Consider the following 17,689-nt stretch of genomic DNA (forward strand, 5'->3'; position numbering starts at 1 on the left):
TGTTCGCTCAGCAAGCGGCCGTTCAATTGCCTACGGTGAACTTGGTCGGCTTCTGCCGTCATTCGAGGCTCGGTCGTGGTCAGGTTGATGGCCGCCGCTTTCCTGCCGGTCGCATGTTGCCGGCCTAGGGTAATCGACCGCGCATGCCACCAACACGTATTCCCGTCCCTACGCATAGGTAAGCGCCAGCACTGCGCTATACCTGAGCGTCGCTGAAACAGCAGCGATGTCGAATTGGCGTCCCAAATGTTTCGCGGTGGACATTCGCGTTGACCAGCTATACGCACTGGCTGGTCAGTTGAGCCTTAAAGAAGTGGCCGAGCAGTCCACTGGACTTGACGTAGTTGGACAGGTGTCGGTTTTCGGTCTGTTCGAGAGTGCCTTGTCCGACGTTCGAGCACTCACGCCAGGCTCGAACAACGACTCAGTGGATGACGTGGCAAGTTAGATAAACCGATATCCAAGCAGGCGACCGGCGCAGAGACCTCTGCGCTCCGCATCGCTGACCTCTTTTCGTAACCTGCATCGAGAACCCTTTATGGCCCGACTTGCGCGGGCTTTTTCTCTTGCCTGTTCAGGCTAGTTCATATCCGGTCAATGCTCGATAGGACAAATCCGATTTGACATGAAGCGTTGTTTCGGGCGCAAGACTGACGGTCAGTTCGAGCCCTTCCGATTTATCTGGCGCTAGTTTACGGTCGTTACAAATTAGCATAACGAACGGGCCAGATGAACAGGAACAATTGCCGGCTGGTATTCAGCCGACTGAGAAACATGCTTGTCGCCGTCGAGGAAACCGCCACGGCTATGGGAAAGGAAAGCGGACAGACCGCGGTTTACGGTCGCGGTAACCCGGCAGGTTATACAGCGCTATTCACACTCAGGCAGATCGCATTCGCGGCGCTTGCGTTGCTCGGCGCGTTGCCAACGTGGTCAGGCGCGCAGATTGTACCGGGCGGCGCGCACGCTCCTTCCGTCGCGCAAACGCAGAACGGACTGGATCAGGTGGACATCAACCGGCCTTCCGGCGGGGGCGTGTCGGTCAACACGTACAACCAGTTCGATGTGCAGCAGCGCGGCGCAATCCTGAATAATTCGCCGACCATCGTGCAGACGCAGCAGGCGGGCGTGATAAACGGCAATCCGAACCTCGGGGCGGGCCAGTCGGCGCGCGTCATCGTCAATCAGGTGAACAGCAGCGCGGCGAGCCAGATTAATGGCTATCTCGAAGTCGCCGGACAGAGAGCCCAGGTCGTCATCGCCAATGGTTCCGGTATCAGCGTGAACGGTGGCGGCTTTATCAATACGTCGCGCGCGATCCTGACTACCGGGACGCCGAACTATGGCGCGGACGGCAGCCTGACGGGCTTCAACGTGACCGGCGGTAACGTCACCATCGACGGCGCCGGGCTGAACGCGGGCAACGTCGATCAGGTCGATCTGATTGCGCGCGCCGTGCGAGCGAATGCCGCGATCTACGCGAAGAACCTGAACGTCATTACGGGCGCGAACAGTGTCGATCACGATACGCTGAACGCCACGGCCGTCGCCGGCAACGGACCCGCACCGGGCGTCTCCATCGACGTGAGCAGTCTCGGCGGCATGTATGCGAACCGTATTGTTCTCGTCGGCACGGAGTACGGTGTGGGCGTGTCCACTAAAGGCGTACTTGCCGCGCAGGCGGGCGATCTGATTCTGACCACACAGGGCAAGCTCGTCCTCGCGGGGCAGACCAACGCGAGCGGGAACATTGCGATCAACGCGCACGACGGCATCGATAACAGCGGCACGACCTACGCGCAGCAAAACGTCAGCGCGAACACATCGGGCGCGCTGAACAACAGCGGCACGCTGGTCGCGCAGCAGGACGCGACGATCAACGCCGGGAGCGTTGCATCGGGCGGAACGCTTGGCGCAGGTATCAACGGCGACGGCTCGATTGCACAGGCGGGCGAACTAAACCTGAACGCGAGCGGTGCGCTCTCGGCAACCGGCCGCAACGCGGCGGGTGGCAACGCGACCGTACAGGGCGCATCGGTCAATCTCCCTGGCAGCAGCACATCGGCGAATCGCAACCTCGTCCTGACCGCGACGGGTGGCGACCTGAACACATCGGGCGCCACGACGACCGCAGGCGGTGCGCTGACGGCCAGCACGGCGGGCGCGCTGACCAACGACAACGGCGTTATGTCGTCAGGCGGCGCGCAGACCGTCAACGCCGCCGCACTCTCGAACCGTAGCGGCCAGATGGTAGCGGGAGGCACGCTCTCGGAAAACGTCACGGGTGCAGTCTCGAACACAGGCGGCACGATGCAGGCGGCGGGCGCGCTGACAGCAAGCGCCGGATCATTCGACAACACGGCCGGACGTGTCGCGTCGCTCAATGCGGACGGCCTGACCCTCGCAAGTACGGGCGTGCTGAATAACGGCACGGGCGGCAACATCGGCGGCAATGGCAACGTCACGGTGCAGGCCGGGCAGATTGTCAACGCGGGTTCGATTACGGCAGTCCAGAACCTGATTGCGGCGGCGGTTCAAACCCTGTTCAACGGCGGCACGCTCGCAGCGAACGGGAACGTGAACGCATCGGCCGGCACGACGCTGACCAACGCGAACACGATCACGGCCGGCAGGCAGGCAGCCGTCAGCGCCGCGACATTCGATAACAGCGGCGGCTCGGCAAGCGCTGACCAGTTCACGCTTTCCGCGACGAACCTCGTCAATCACGGCGGCTCAATTACGCAGACCGGCAACGGTGCGACCAGCGTCAACGTATCCGGCATGCTCGACAATACGGGCGGCACGATCCAGACCAACAGTACGGATCTCGCGCTCGGCCCCGCCACGCTGCTGAACGACAACGGCAAGATCGCCAGTTCCGGCAGCGGCACGTTGTCAGTGAAAACCGGAACGCTGTCGAACAATGGCGGGACGATTGCGACCAACGGCGCACTGATGATTGACGGCGGCGCAGTTTCGAATCGTGGCGGCACACTCGCGGGCCAGTCGTCGGCCACGCTCAGACTCGTGTCGCTCGACAACAGCGCGGGCGGCTATATCGGCGCGCATCGCGCGAGTGTGATCGATACGGGTACGCTCAACAATGCAGGCGGAACGATCCAGGCCGACGATGCGCTCGCGGTATCCGCGCAGTCGGTGACGAATGACGGCGGCACGATTGCCAATGGTGGCACAGGCGCAACGACGGTCAATGCGGCCGGCGCACTGACGAACACGAATAACGGCCTGATTGGCGGCAATGGCAACGTGTCGGTATCGGGTGCGAGCATCGACAACTCGGGCGGCACGATCACGGCAGCCGGCGCCACGACCGTGCAGTCCGGCAGCACGCTCGGCAACCGCGCCGGCATGATCCAGGGTACGGGCAACGTGAGCGCATCGGCACAGGGTGCAATCGACAACACGGGCGGCCAGATCGAAGTGGACGGCACGAACGCCACCATGCAGCTATTGGCTGCGTCGCTCGACAACACGAACGGCCGCGTCGCGAACACCGGCAACGGTGCGACGACAATAAGCGCGGCCGGTATCACAAACAGCAACACGGGCGGCGTAGCAGGTGCAGGTGCGATCGGCGGTAATGGCGACGTGACTATTAACGCGACGACGCTGTCGAACACGAACGGCGCGCAACTCGTCACCGGTCACGACCTGACGCTGAACATTGCGCAGTTTGCGAACAACACGAACGCGATACTCTCGGGCGCGAATAACGTCACGCTTAACGGTCTGAACGCGGCGGTCATCAATGCGGGCGGCTCGATCCACGGCAACGGCGCGATTGGCCTGAACGTCGCCTCGCTGGACAACACAACAGGCAGGATCGGCAACGATGCCGGGAGCGGCGGCAGCATCGCAATTGCTACGGGCTCGCTTGCCAATCAGGGCGGCGCAATCGGTAGCGACCAGAATCTGAGCGTTACAACGAACCAGCTTACCGGCGACGGCCGGATCATCGCCGGCAACGACGGCGCGGTGACGGTGAACGGCGATTACACACTCGACGGTACGAACCAGATCCAGGCGAATCACGACCTCACCTTTACCACGTCGGGTAATTTCACGAATCAGGGTACGCTCGGCGCGGTGAATGCGCTCACGGTCAACGCGGCCAATGTCGATAACCAGGCCGGCGCAGACCTGAATTCGACGAACACAACGGTCAACGCAGCCGGCTCAATCAGCAACGCGGGCCGCATCGAAGGCGATAGCGTCACCACGCACAGCGCTGCGCTTGTGAACGTCGCGACCATCGTCGGCAATACCGTGACACTGAACGCCGGTTCCATCGCGAACACCGGCGCGGCGGCAGCCATTGCAGCGGCCACGGCAGTGAACCTGTACTCGCCTGGCGACATTTCGAACACAGGCGGCGCGAACATTTTCAGTCTTGGCGACATTAGCATCGCGGCTGACGCCACGCGTGACGCCAACGGGTTACTTGCAAACCGCTCGAATTCAGTCACGAACGACCAGTCAACGATTGAAGCACAGGGCAACATTGAAGTCGCCACGCAGACGTTGACCAATACGCGGCCGGCTCCCGCTGTCGAAACGGTGACAACCGATGTTGAAACGGAACATCAGACGAAGCGCGACAAATACATGGCTTGCACGACAGAAAACGGCGACAAAGGTTTCTGTACGACGGACATGTGGAATAACGGTTATCTCGCACCGATCAATACGACCTTCTCGAATTCAGATGTTGTGTCGCAGAACTCCGGTCCCAATGCCACCGACAAGGTGCTGGTCGTCAACGTCAACGGCCAGCCGCAGACGATCTACTACAACTCGATCACGACCAACGCTGACGGCACGATCACGGCTAACTATTGGGACGGCTACGACCCGAACGTCAACTACGACCCGGCCACGGAGTACACCTCACGCAACGATGCTCATAAGGGCTATCAGCGCGTCGAGATAGCACGCGACACGACCACCACCACGCAGCAGGATCAGGTCACGGGTCCGCAGGCACAGCAGGCCCAACTACTCGCGGGCGGCAGCATGACGCTCGCCAACGTCGGGACCGTGAACAATGCGTATAGCGCGATTGCAGCAGGCAGCGCCATCGCGATCGGCAGCGACGCCTATGGCGGCACGCTCGTGAACAACACCGGCCAGACGCTCTACCAGTACCAGAAGCAGGACATCGTTTCGACCTATGCGTGGAACGAGAACATTTCGCGCGACGTGGGAACCGTGGTCGAGCCGTCGATCGTCCTTTCTCCGGTCGCGATCGGCGGCACGGGCGGCACGATCATCGCGAACAACGCGGTGCAGATCAATGCGACCGACATCAACAACACAAACGTCGCGGCAGCGAACTCGGCCACGGGTGCAACGGGCGGCACACTCGGCGCCAATGGCATAGTCGGCGGCGTGACAGGCGGCGGCGCGCAGACCGTCAATCTCGCGACCGGTCAGACGCAGACCATTAACGCGCCGCAGTCCATCGCCGGACCGACTGGCGCGCTGAATATCACGTTGCCGGCGAGCGGGCTGTACACATTCAACACCTCACCGGGCGCGTCGTATCTCGTCGTGACCGATCCCCGTCTGACCAGTTACACAAGTTTCATTTCGAGCGACTACATGCTCGGCGCACTCGGGCTCGATCCGTCGAAGACCATCAAACGGCTCGGCGACGGCGCGTATGAAGAACAGATGGTGCGCAACCAGATCACCCAGTTGACCGGGCGTGTCTACCTGCAAGGCTATACGAACAAAGAGGACGAGTATCGCGCGCTGATGAACAGCGGCGTCAACGTCGCGAAGGAATTCAATCTTGAGCCGGGCATGGCGCTCACGGCTGCGCAGATGGATGCGCTGACCAGCGACATCGTATGGATGGTCAACCAGACCGTCACCCTGCCGGACGGTTCGACGCAGACCGTGCTTGCGCCCGTCGTGTATCTCGCGCACGCAAACGCCAATGACCTGCAACCGACCGGCGCACTGATTGCGGCCGACGATGTCGAGATTCACGCCACCGGCAGCGCGACGAACTCGGGTGTCATCAAGGGCGGTACGCAGACCGTTATCAGCGCGACCAATATCCTGAATCGGGGCGGCTCGATCGGCAGCAGCGGCGAGAACGGCACGACCGTGATTGCGGCGACGAACGACGTGGTCAACGCCTCGGGCCGGATTACCGGCAACCGCGTGGCCGTGCTGGCGGGTCATGACATCGTCAATACGACGCTGGTGGATACAGTGGGCGTCAGTTCGAGCGCAGGCAACAGCAAGGTCAACCAGAGCCTTGTCGGTGCGCAGGGCACGATTGCATCGACGGGCGACATGGTCATCGCAGCAGGCAATGACCTGATGGTTCACGGCGCCAACATCGCGGCCGGCGGCAACGCGCAGATCGCGGCCGGGCACGACATTAACGTCGATACCGTGCAGTCTGACACCTCGCAGTCCGTGACGAAGAACGACCAGCACCATTGGGAAGCCAGCAGTACGCTCAACCAGACAAGCGGCATCGGCGCGGGCGGCGACCTCGCGATGCAGAGCGGCAACGATATGACGTTCAGGGGGGCCACTGTCGCGGCGGGCGGCGGTATGGCCGTTGTCGCGGGTGGCAATCTGACGGCGACCACCGTAACAAACACTGCGACCTATAACAACGTTGCCACTGACGACAGGACGCGCAAGCAGGCGGACCGCAGTTATGACGAGCAGGCAGTCGGCACCAGTTTTACAGCCGGCGGCAGCGGCACCCTTGCTGCACTCGGTACGGACACCACGAAAGGCAATGTCACGTTGACCGGTTCGTCGCTTTCGACGGGAACCGGCACGGCGAACATCGCCGCAACCGGCAACGTGAACATCAACGAAGCGCGCGAGGAACACGACAGCTATACGGCAACCGAGTCGAAGCGCGGCAGTGCCTTCCATGGTTCGACCACGAACACCAGCCAGACCACGCAGGCGAATATTGGCGTCGCCAGTACCGTTTCAGGGGACTCGGTCAACGTCAGCGCCGGTCGCGACCTGACCGTCAAAGGTGCGACCGTTGCCGGCACGAACGATGTGAATCTCGCGGCCGGCGGCAACGTGGCGATCACGACCTCGCAGGACACACAGAATACGTCCACCTACTACCAGAAACATGAATCCGGTTTCGGCACGGGTGGCGGTATCGGAATATCGGTCGGTAGCCAGACGCAGACCAACACGGGCAGCATGTCACAGGTGACGAATACTGGTAGCACGATCGGGTCGCTGAACGGCAACCTGAACATCGTCGCCGGCAACGATCTGCATGTGACGGGCAGTGACCTGATTGCAGCGAAGAACGTCACGGGTACGGGGGCGAATGTCACCATCGACTCAGCGACTGACACGTACCGCCACGACGAGAAGCAGACGGTCAGCAAGAGCGGCTTCACACTTGCGATCAAGGCGCCGGTTATCGACGCGATCTCGAACACGGTCGATCAGGCTCATGCGGCAAGCCACAGCCAGGACGATCGCGCGGCGGCACTGCACGGCATCGCGGCGGCGAGCAGTGCAGTCGATGCTCTTGGCGCGGGTGGCGCTGCTGCTGGCGCGCTCGCAAACGGCGCTCAACCCGAAGCCAAGATAGAACTCAGTTACGGCAGTAGTCACAGCGAGAACACCTATTCGGAAGCCTCAACCACGAACAGAGGCTCCAATGTGACGGCGGGCGGCACGGCTGCATTCGTCGCGACCGGCAACGGCGAATCTGGAAGCGGCAACGTGACGATTGCCGGCTCGAACGTGAACGCCAGTGACGTGATTCTCGCAGCGAAGAACCAGGTTAATCTCGTCAGCACGACCGACACTGATTCGACGCGCAGCACGAACCAGTCGAGCAGCGCGAGCGTGGGCATATCGTATGGTACGAGCGGTTTCGGTGTGGATGCGTCGATGTCGAAGGCGCACGGCAACAGTAACGGCGACACGGCCATCCAGAACAATACACATGTGACGGCCGCGAATACCGCGACGATTATCTCGGGCGGCGATACGAACATCATCGGCGCGAACGTGAGCGGCAATCAGGTGAACGCCGACATTGGCGGCAACCTGAACATCGCGAGTGTGCAGGACACCATGACGACGGCCGCGCATCAGGAAAGTACGGGCGGCGGATTCGCCATCAGTCAGGGCGGCGGCAGCGCGAGTTTCAGCCACACGAATGCGAATGCGAACGGTAGTTATGCGGGCGTGAACGAACAGGCTGGCATCCAGGCGGGTGACGGCGGTTTCAACATCAGCGTGAAGGGGAACACGGATCTGCACGGCGCGGTGATTGCGAGCGATGCGGACGCATCGAAGAACACGCTTTCGACGGGCACGCTGACCTATAGCGACATCCAGAATTCGTCAAGCTACAACGCGCATACGGGCGGCATCAGTGGCGGCGTGACGACCGGCGACGGCGGTGCGAATTACAGCACGACCGGTTCAACGTCAGGCAGGAATGCAGGCGGCGTGGCGCCGATGTTGAGTCAGAACGACAGCGGCAGCGATAGCGCGACGACGAAAAGCGGCGTCAGTGCGGGCTCCATCAGCGTGACCGATGCGGACCACCAGACGCAGGACATCGCGAGCCTGAACCGTGACACGTCGAACACAAACGGCACGGTTGCCAAATTGCCGGACGTGAACAATCTGCTTGATCGTCAGGGGGACATGATGGCCGCAGCGGGCGCGGCCGGCGAAGCCGTCTCCCGGCGGATCGGTGACTTTGCACAGTCGAAATACAAAGAGGCAGAAGCAAACGGCGATCAGGCCGGAATGGATGCATGGAAGGAAGGCGGAACGGCTCGCGCAGAAATGCAGGCGGCGGGCGCCGCACTTGTGACCGGACTGGCAGGCGGCAACGCAATCGGCGGCGCAGCGGGTGCAGGTATTGCGTCGATTGCAGCAGGCAAACTCAACGAACTGAGCGGCACGATTGCCGGCTCGAACCCGACCGGCAACGCTTCGATGAATGAAGCCCTCGGCAACATCGTGGCGGATGCCATTGCTACAGGCGCGGGCGGTGCGATCGGCGGCGACGCGGGCGCGTTTTCGGGCTACAACGTTGACCGGTTCAATCGGCAGTTGCACCCCGACGAATACGCGCGGGCGAAGAAAGACGCCAAAGTCGTCGCACAGCAGCTTGGAATCAGCGAACAGGAGGCTGAAGGCCGGATCGTAGCTGAAATGCTACGCAATTCGGACAAACAAACGGCGGATGACTCTGGCGGCATTCACGACTATCAGGTGCGGGCCATCATCGGATGCCAGAATCTGAACTGCGACGGCTACAAGAGCGATCCGCAGTATGCCAATCACGACTACAACAGCCAGTACATTGCCAGCAACCAGAGCGCGTACAACGCCGGACAGAGTCAGCTTGGCAAGGGCGTAACTTATAACGATCTGGTGAAGAACAACGTCAAGAACAATCCAGTCAGCACAGCCATCGCTGGCGCGGGCATGATGGCGCTTGGTGGGGTAGCTGCTGGTGGACTGCCGTCGATTGGAGGCGCGTTGATCGGTGGCGGGATTGGTGGGACGGTCAACGCAGGCGCACAGTATATGTACGGCGGGGGTCAGGTTAGCGTGGTTGACGTAGCCATTGCTGGACTGACCGGAGCGATCACATATGGAACCAGTCTTTTGCCGGGCCTTTAATCAATACTGGTGGCGCGCTGGCTGGTTCGGCGGTCAAAGGTGACAATCCCAACCTGAGTATGGCGGGCGCTGCGGCAGGTACGGTGGCTGGCTACGTCGCCGGTGGCAGGATAGAAGGCGCGTTGGATGGAAAACTGAATCCTTGGTATCAACCGGAATGGGTAGACGTCGGTATGGGTATCTCCAAGTATGTCGCCCCCAGCGTTATCCCTTCTGTCTTGGGCACAGCTGGCGGCGCGTTCGTATCGGAAACCACTAATGCAGGCGTTGGCATCCTTCCTAGCCATATTCAAAACAAAAAATGAGTACTCGATTCGAAAGAGATGTTAAGGCGTTCTTGTACTACCTCCTGGTGTTTTTTCTCGGGATCACTTGTCTGGCGATTTTCGAGGAACTGGCCGTGATGCCCTTCGTCGCGTGGTTGCATGGATACGAGGGTTACTTTTGGCCTCCGATGAGCAGGATCTATGCAGCCTGCAAATTTGTACCTTTTGCATCGTTCGTTTGCGCTTTCGGGGTCTGGCTATATGAGCGCAAACGTATTGGCTGGTAGTCGAAACTAGATTCAATCAATTATGAAAATCAGAACGAGGCTGGCGGCCCTGCCGCTCACAGCCCTAGTATCACTCGCGTCGAACGCGCAACACGCGCCGACGCCAGCCGATGAAGCGGCCGCCGCACGCGCTAACGCCGAACAGAACCAGCAGATCCAGCAGCAGCGTGACGCGCAGCAGCGCGACGCAACCGTGCAGGCGCCCACCGTGCGCTCGGAAGTCCCACATGCGGAAGGCTGGCCCGACCTGCCGGCAGAGCAACCGTGCTTTCGCATCGACTCTTTCGCGCTCGACGTGCCGCCAAACCTGCCGGACGCGGTACGCAGTCAGGGCGCATCGGAACGACCGCTCGACCGCTTCGCATTCGCGCGCGAATGGCTCGACCACTACAACGGGCAATGCGTCGGCAGGACCGGACTCGACACGCTCACGAAAGGATTGCAGCAGGCAATCTTGAGTGAGGGCTATATCACCACGCGAGTGCTGCTACCCGAACAGGATCTGTCAACGGGCGTGCTTAAATTCGCACTCGTGCCGGGCGTCATTCGCAAACTACGCTACGCCGATCCATCGACGCGCGGCACGTGGAAGTCCGCCTTTCCATCGCGCGACGGCGACATGCTGAACCTTCGAGCGCTTGAGCAGGGTCTGGAACAGATGAAACGCGTCAGTAGCCAGGACGTGGACATGAAGATCGAGCCGACCGATACGCCCGGCGAAAGCGATGTCGTGCTGACCGTGAAGCGTTCGAAGCCATGGAGTTTCGTCGCATCGGTCGATAACTCGGGCTCGGACGCGACGGGCAAATGGCAAGGCAATGTCAGCCTTGTCATCGACAATCCGCTCGGCCTGAACGACGTGTTCACGGTCGGCGCGAATCAGGATCTGTCGTTCGGCAACAAGTCGCTTGGCACGCACGGCTTCAACGGCTCGTATTCAATCCCCTGGGGCTACTGGACCGCGACACTGTCGGGCAACACCAACACGTACTACCAGAACATCGCGGGGGTGAACCAGACGTTTGTTTCAAGCGGCAACTCTCAGACGGCTGCGTTGCGACTCGCGCGTGTTATCACGCGTAGCCAGAGCGACTTGCTTGGTGGCTACGTGCAGCTATCGAAGCGCTTCGGTGCCAGTTTCATCGACGACACCGACATTCCGCAGCAGCATCGCGACAACACGTTTCTGGAATTGGGCATGACCGATCGCCATTACTTCGGCGCGGCACAGTTCGACGGCACGCTTGCGTACCGTCAGGGTATCGGCGGCCTGGGTGCAACGGCAGACCCTTACGCGGACGGCCCGACCTATCGTTATCACATGGCCACGCTCGACGCGAACCTCTCCGTTCCGTTCGCGATTGCCGGTCAGGGGTTTCGGTACGTGGGAATCCTACACGGGCAGTTCACCAACGACACGCTGTTCTACATCGACGACCTGACCATCGGCAGCCGTTACACGGTGCGCGGCTTCGACGGCGAAACGATGCTCGCGGCCGAGCGCGGCTTCTACTGGCGTAACGAACTGCAATGGCCGGTATTCCAGACGGGACAGACGCTGTATGCAGGTCTCGACTATGGCCGCGTGTTCGGACCGAACACGGCGTTTCTGGCCGGAGAACAACTGGCGGGCGCGGTAATCGGCATCCGCGGTGGTCTGCCTTCACGCTTTGTCGGCGTCTCCTATGACCTGTTCGCGGGGACGCCGATCTACGAGCCGGCCGGATTTCCGACCGCACGGGTGACGGTCGGTTTTCAACTGACTGCCCAGTTCTGAGGCGCACGGCACGGGCGGGGTGGCGCGAGCAGAGGCCCGTGGGATCAATGTGAGCAATCGACGCGAACGCCCGCACAGGGTGCGGAAAACAGCGGCCGTGCAGATTCCTGCGAGGTTCCCGCAAATTCCCCCCTGACTCCCCAAGGAACGTGTCTGGATGGACGCCGTAACAGGGATAACTGCTGGAAGCCTTACCTGGCAAGGGTTGCAGGGAATACGGGTTTACCTGCATAATGTCCCTGTGCGGGGCGGCACCTACTTTTCTTTGCCGGCCGTGTATGGACCGGAGACATGGGTAACAGGTGTGCGGAGACATGGGTAACACTCTGGGCGAGCGAATCGCCTGGAGCCGGTTATGCCCTGGAACCCGAGAGACACCATGAATTTGCGTCTGGAATTCGTTCAACTGGCCTCGCAGGAAGGCGCCAACCGTCGTGAGTTGTGTCGGCGTTTTGGCATCAGCCCGAAGACCGGCTACAAGTGGCTCGATCGCCACGCAAAGGGTGGCGACACCGCGCTGACGGATCATTCGCGACGGCCCCAGCAGAGCCCGGCACGCACGCCACCGTCGGTCGAGCAGCGGGTGGTCGAACTGCGGCGGGCGCATCCGGCCTGGGGTGGACGCAAGATCAGCCGACGTCTGTGCGATCTGGGTCAAACGGATGTGCCCGCGCCCAGCACCGTGACCGATATCCTGCATCGACACGGGCTGATCGAGCCGGCCGCTTCCGCCGCCGCCACGGCCTGGCAGCGCTTCGAGCACGCGCAGCCCAACGATCTCTGGCAGATGGATTTCAAGGGCTGGTTCGACCTGCAGGACGGACGGCACTGTTCGCCACTGACCATGCTGGACGATCATTCGCGCTACAACGTGACCCTCGATGCCTGCATCAGCACCGACACCCGGATCGTGCAGCATCATCTGGAGCGCACGTTCCGCCGCTACGGGCTGCCGCTGCGCATCAACGCGGACAATGGTTCGCCGTGGGGCAGCCCCAGCCAGCCGGGCCAGTTGACCGAACTGGCCATCTGGCTCATCCGGCTGGGCGTGCGACTGTCGCACAGCCGCGTGGCGCATCCGCAGACCAATGGCAAGGAGGAGCGGTTTCATCGCACGCTGAAGGCCGAGGTGATCGCCGGGCGCCATTTCAGGGACCTGCGCAGCGCCCAGCAGGCGTTCGATGAGTGGCGCTCGGTCTACAACCACCAGCGCCCGCATCAGGCGCTGGACATGGCGACCCCGGTTACGCGCTATCGACCGAGCCCGCGTGCCTACCCCGAGAGCCTGCCGCCGATCGAGTACGGCGCAAACGACCACGTGCAGTACGTGAAGTGGAATGGTGAACTACGCTTCAGGAAGCAGCGCTTCAAGGTATCGAGCGCATTGCATAACCTGCCCGTGGCCATCCGGGAGCGCGTCGGTGAAGAGAACTGCTACGACCTGTTTTTTGCGCATCACCGTTTCGGAACCATCAACCTGAGTCCGCAGGAGTGAGCGGAGCATGTGTTACCCATGTCTCCGCACACCTGTTACCCATGTCTCCGGTCCATACAGTGCTGTAGTACTTCATTCGCGTGCTTGCCTGGGAATTTTCGGAAATGGTGGTGGCGCGCGAGTTTTAGCTCGCGCGGGTGATCACTCGCGAAGCGATCCGCTCTAAACTTAGTTCGCCGTCGTTCAAGGACGGTCAGGCTTGACAGCCTGGAAACCAAACCCGCACGCTTGCCCGGGCAAGCATGTGCGTCTGTTTCTGCACGTCCCTTTTGCAATGGGCGGGCCGTGATAGGGAGACCTTCGGGTCTGCTGGTTTGGTTTGGTGCCAGTCTGTCAACCTTGTCACTGTGCCCGCTCACCACCGCGTAAGCGCGTGTGTGGGCGATCGAATACGTTTCAGGGAGATCGCGCCATGACTAAATCCGTCAAGCATTCACGCACCACGTCGCGCCCACCCGTTGATGCATTTCAATACGAAAAACTAGCCTTATCCGCATTCGGACTGGTTGAACGGCAGCTAGGCCAACTGGACAAACTGGTCACGCTTGCGGCTTCGATAGTTAGGAATCCGGCTATAACGCGAGAAGAAAGACACCGACAGCGGAGATTGCTGGAAGTGCTGGTGGACACCGTCGAGGACTACCAACGCGAAGTCGAGAATGACCGTGAGTTATACCAGGTGATCGCGCTCGATTCGAAGGGCATTCCTCAAAGCCACATTACTGCGCGCCACGCGACAGACCTTCTGGATAAGGCGACGCGGACAGCAACAGATAGCCGTGAACGTGCGGGCGGGAAGAGAGTGATGGCGAATGGGCAGGTGCGATTTAAAACGGTCACGCGTCGTACTGCGACGGCACACTGACAACGGCTTACGGCTTACGGCTTACGGCTTACGGCTTACGGCTTACGGCTTACGGCTTACGGCTTACGGCTTACGGCTTACGGCTTACGGCTCACGACTCGGAACTCGAAACTCGAAACTCTGAACGAAGCGCGGGTCACAAATGTGAGGTAAGGCGCAGCGTATGCGCCTGAAGTGTTCGAGGTACCTGCTCAACGGCGTCAGCGCTGGCAAGCGAACGTTAGCTGATACTGCGTCAACGCTTTTCGCCGCGACCCCGCTTAGTACCGGAGACAAATGGTGGCGACCGGAGGTTTTCAACGGCAACTCGCCGAGGCGAAGCCGACGGCCCCCACCACGCCAAGAAAATCCAGGGGGGTGAGCAAACCCTTCCGACGAGCGCGGAGCGCGAGGCGGGAAGAATGAGCGCCTTGTCACGAAAGTGGAGTGTGCGAGGGCGCAGATTCCAGATGCACCACCACCGCGACTGCGCGAGAGACCCACTTAAGAATTAGCGGTGTGAGCCGCTTTCTTTTGCCTACTTTTCTTTGCGGCTGGCAAAGAAAAGTAGGTGCCGCCCCGCACAGGGGCAACGCTAATGGACCACAAAGAAATCAAGGAAAGGCCAACGCCCCACGAGGGGGCAAACAGCCAAAACCCAATCAAACCTGCCGCAGACAATACTGAGCCACAGCATCCAAAACCGCCTCATCCTCACCCACAGCAACAGCGCATTTAATGAGAACAGAAGGATGCAACGCCTGGCATTGCTCAATGACGAGAGGCAGATCTTTCCTGACATGCCCCCCTTGCCCAAAAAACACCGGCACAACGGTAACCACATCACAGCCCTGAGCGACAAGCTCACCCAAAGCCGTAGGCAAATCCGGCTCCATCAACTCGAGAAACGCCAACGCCACAGGCCGTGCGCCAGCAGAAGCCTCCCGCAACTTGACAGCCAACCGCTCAAACGGCTCCCGCCACCGCACATCCCTCGCGCCATGCCCAAACAGAACGATACCGTGCATAGCCATAGCAACCGCTCCTAATGCCGATCGACCCACTTCAACCCAACCAACCCAAGCACCAGATAAACCAACCCAGGCGTAGCCGCAGTCAACGGAGCAGGCCACGTATTCAGCGTGCCGATATGCGAGAACAGCGTATTGAACAGCTGAAAACTCATCCCCAACATGATCCCGCCGAAAACCTTCATCCCGACGACACCCGCCCGCGTATGCAGATACGCAAACGGCAGCGACAAAACCAGCATCACGAACACAGCAAACGGATACAACAGCTTGCGCCACAGCGCAATTTCATACCGCTGCGTATCCTGATGATTCTCGGTCAAATGCTGGATATACCGGAACAGATTGAACATCGACATGCGATCCGGCGACACCAGCAGCACCGAGAGAATCTGCGGCGTCAATTCCGAACGCAGCGAATACTCCGGCACCGCGACTTCCTTCGCACGATAAACCGGATTCAACGCGTCAGCGGGCGTGCCCGGAGGAGGGGGCACATCGATCAATTGCGTATCGGTCACGCCAGTCAACTGCCAATGCCCCGGCGGCTGATACTTGCCACTTTTCGCGGTCCGCACATTGGAGAGCCGGAACTTCGAATCGAATTCGTAGATGCGCACATTGCTGATCGTCGCATCCGGCTTCAATTCGCCGACGTTCACGAAGCGCGTCACCTGCTCGCCATCCGCGCGCGCCGTCAGCGTATCTTTCACCCACACGCCCGACTCGAAATTACTCGACACCGAAGACCCCAGCGCCTCGAGCCGCACACGCTCCGACAACTGATCCGTGTACGGACCAACCACTTCGCCGATCAGATAAGTCAGCAAAACCAGCGGAATGCCAATCTTCAGCAGCGAGCGCAGCGACTGATTCGTCGCAAGCCCGGACACACGAAAAATCGTGTACTCCGAATTCGCCGCCATCTGCGCAAACACATAGATCGCGCTGATCAACGCGGCGACCGGAATGATTTCGTAGAAACGCGACGGCGTCTGCAACGCGACCCGCAACACGGCGTACTGAAACTTGTAATTACCGTGCCCGACCGAATTCAATTCGTTGATCAGGTCGAAGAAAAAGAACAGACCCGAAAACGCAAACAGAATAAAGATGAACGTGAGATAGATCTGACGCGCGAAGTACCTTTCATAGATGCGCATCGGTCAGGCTCCCTGCGAACGGCTGAACATTGCCCGCGTGAATAGCGGCCGGTTGCGCACGCGCAGCCAGAAAATGAACGCGACGATCGCCGCGACGATCACATGTAGGCCCACCAGCCCGACTGGGAACGACATCTTGCCCTGCTCGATCCACGACTGCACCACGTTCAACAGATTCGAATACGTCAGATAGATGAGCACCGCCATCACCAGATTGATGGTGCGGCTGCGCCGCGGGTTCTGGTGCGCGAGCGGAATGGCGAGCAGCATCAGGTTGAGCGCAATCAGCGGCAACCCCGCGCGCCACGCGAATTCGGCAAGATTGTCGTCGGTGGGATTGCGCAGCAGCGTGAGCGTAGGCGTGCCGGTGGTGGTCGGCGTATTGACGACCGGCTGGCTCTGAATCTTCACGCCATAGCGTTCGAACTCCATGATGCGGAAATCGGGCTGACCCGGCTGGCCGTCGTAACGTCGGCCGTTTTCCAGCACGACGAAGCGATCGCCGTTCTTACGCGTTTCCGTATGGCCGGTCTTCGACACGACCACGTTGACCTTGCCGTTCTCCGTGCTGGTCACGAACACGTTCTCGACGCGCGCCTGGTCGGGCGACATCTTCTCGATGAAGAACACGCGGTGGCTGGTGGCCGATTCGCGGAACTGACCCGGCGCGAGCAGCGAGACCTCGTCGCGCTGCTGGAAGCGCGCGCGGATCAGCTTGCTCTGCTGGTTCGACCACGGCCAGCCGACGAACACGAAGAACATGATGAGGATGATGATCGGCGTGGCAAAAATGCCGATCGGCTTGATGAATTGCGTCAGACTGACACCGGACGAGAGCCACACGACCATCTCGGAGTCTTTGTACCAACGGGTCAGGACGAACAGGATCGACACGAACAGGGTCGCGACGAGCATGATCGCCAGGTAGCCGATCACGGTCAGGCCGATCAGGACCAGCACGTCGCGCGGGTCGATCTCGCCCGAGGCCGCGAAGCCGACGATACGGATCATCATCGTCGTCAGCACGAGCGTGAGGAGAACCATGAACACGGCACCAGCCGTATACGCGAGTTCGCGCTGGAGGGAGCGTTCGAAGATCATTATTGATGATGAGAGGGGGCGCTCTCAGTGGCGCACGGGTT

The 17,689-nt window shown here is 60.7% G+C and carries 8 protein-coding genes; 5 read left to right on the top strand and 3 right to left on the bottom strand.

What is annotated here, in order from left to right:
* Positions 1 to 729: 729 nt before the first annotated feature.
* The 5 genes from BXE_RS03920 (at position 730) to BXE_RS03940 (ending at position 14,374) form a co-directional block, all read left to right on the top strand.
* The gene (locus BXE_RS03920; protein ID WP_011487116.1) at positions 730 to 9,684 is read left to right on the top strand and encodes a hemagglutinin repeat-containing protein; all 8,955 of its coding nucleotides are present in this window, start codon (positions 730 to 732) and stop codon (positions 9,682 to 9,684) included.
* Positions 9,685 to 9,767: 83 nt separating this feature from the next.
* On the top strand, positions 9,768 to 9,989 hold the full coding sequence (locus BXE_RS45655) for a hypothetical protein (protein ID WP_148222900.1): 222 nt from the start codon (positions 9,768 to 9,770) through the stop codon (positions 9,987 to 9,989).
* A gap of 270 nt (positions 9,990 to 10,259) precedes the next feature.
* Positions 10,260 to 12,014: a ShlB/FhaC/HecB family hemolysin secretion/activation protein gene (locus tag BXE_RS03930; protein WP_011487119.1), complete on the top strand. Its 1,755-nt coding sequence runs from the start codon at positions 10,260 to 10,262 to the stop codon at positions 12,012 to 12,014.
* A 355-nt stretch (positions 12,015 to 12,369) separates the two neighbouring features.
* Positions 12,370 to 13,509, top strand: a complete 1,140-nt coding sequence (locus tag BXE_RS03935) for an IS481-like element ISBxe3 family transposase (protein ID WP_011486500.1) — start codon at positions 12,370 to 12,372, stop codon at positions 13,507 to 13,509.
* A gap of 412 nt (positions 13,510 to 13,921) precedes the next feature.
* Entirely contained in the window at positions 13,922 to 14,374 is a 453-nt protein-coding gene (locus BXE_RS03940) for a hypothetical protein (RefSeq protein ID WP_038456842.1), read from the top strand.
* A 641-nt stretch (positions 14,375 to 15,015) separates the two neighbouring features.
* On the opposite strand, the gene BXE_RS03945 is transcribed toward BXE_RS03940, so the two are convergent.
* From BXE_RS03945 to lptF, 3 genes are read right to left on the bottom strand one after another with little or no spacing between them, the layout of a single operon-like run.
* The gene (locus BXE_RS03945) at positions 15,016 to 15,387 is read right to left on the bottom strand and encodes a sirohydrochlorin chelatase (RefSeq protein WP_011487121.1); all 372 of its coding nucleotides are present in this window, start codon (positions 15,385 to 15,387) and stop codon (positions 15,016 to 15,018) included.
* A gap of 11 nt (positions 15,388 to 15,398) precedes the next feature.
* On the bottom strand, positions 15,399 to 16,547 hold the full coding sequence (gene lptG, locus BXE_RS03950) for an LPS export ABC transporter permease LptG (protein ID WP_011487122.1): 1,149 nt from the start codon (positions 16,545 to 16,547) through the stop codon (positions 15,399 to 15,401).
* Positions 16,548 to 16,550: 3 nt separating this feature from the next.
* The gene (gene lptF / locus BXE_RS03955; protein WP_011487123.1) at positions 16,551 to 17,648 is read right to left on the bottom strand and encodes an LPS export ABC transporter permease LptF; all 1,098 of its coding nucleotides are present in this window, start codon (positions 17,646 to 17,648) and stop codon (positions 16,551 to 16,553) included.
* Positions 17,649 to 17,689 lie beyond the last annotated feature (41 nt).

Source organism: Paraburkholderia xenovorans LB400 (assembly GCF_000013645.1).
Lineage (GTDB): Bacteria > Pseudomonadota > Gammaproteobacteria > Burkholderiales > Burkholderiaceae > Paraburkholderia > Paraburkholderia xenovorans.

What these genes read in the sequence shown, in the direction of transcription:
- lptG (WP_011487122.1), bottom strand. Translation starts at nt 16,547, where the DNA reads ATGCGCATCTATGAAAGGTACTTCGCGCGTCAGATCTATCTCACGTTC.
- lptF (WP_011487123.1), bottom strand. Translation starts at nt 17,648, where the DNA reads ATGATCTTCGAACGCTCCCTCCAGCGCGAACTCGCGTATACGGCTGGT.
- BXE_RS03935 (WP_011486500.1), top strand. Translation starts at nt 12,370, where the DNA reads ATGCCCTGGAACCCGAGAGACACCATGAATTTGCGTCTGGAATTCGTT.
- BXE_RS03945 (WP_011487121.1), bottom strand. Translation starts at nt 15,387, where the DNA reads ATGGCTATGCACGGTATCGTTCTGTTTGGGCATGGCGCGAGGGATGTG.
- BXE_RS03940 (WP_038456842.1), top strand. Translation starts at nt 13,922, where the DNA reads ATGACTAAATCCGTCAAGCATTCACGCACCACGTCGCGCCCACCCGTT.
- BXE_RS03930 (WP_011487119.1), top strand. Translation starts at nt 10,260, where the DNA reads ATGAAAATCAGAACGAGGCTGGCGGCCCTGCCGCTCACAGCCCTAGTA.
- BXE_RS03920 (WP_011487116.1), top strand. Translation starts at nt 730, where the DNA reads ATGAACAGGAACAATTGCCGGCTGGTATTCAGCCGACTGAGAAACATG.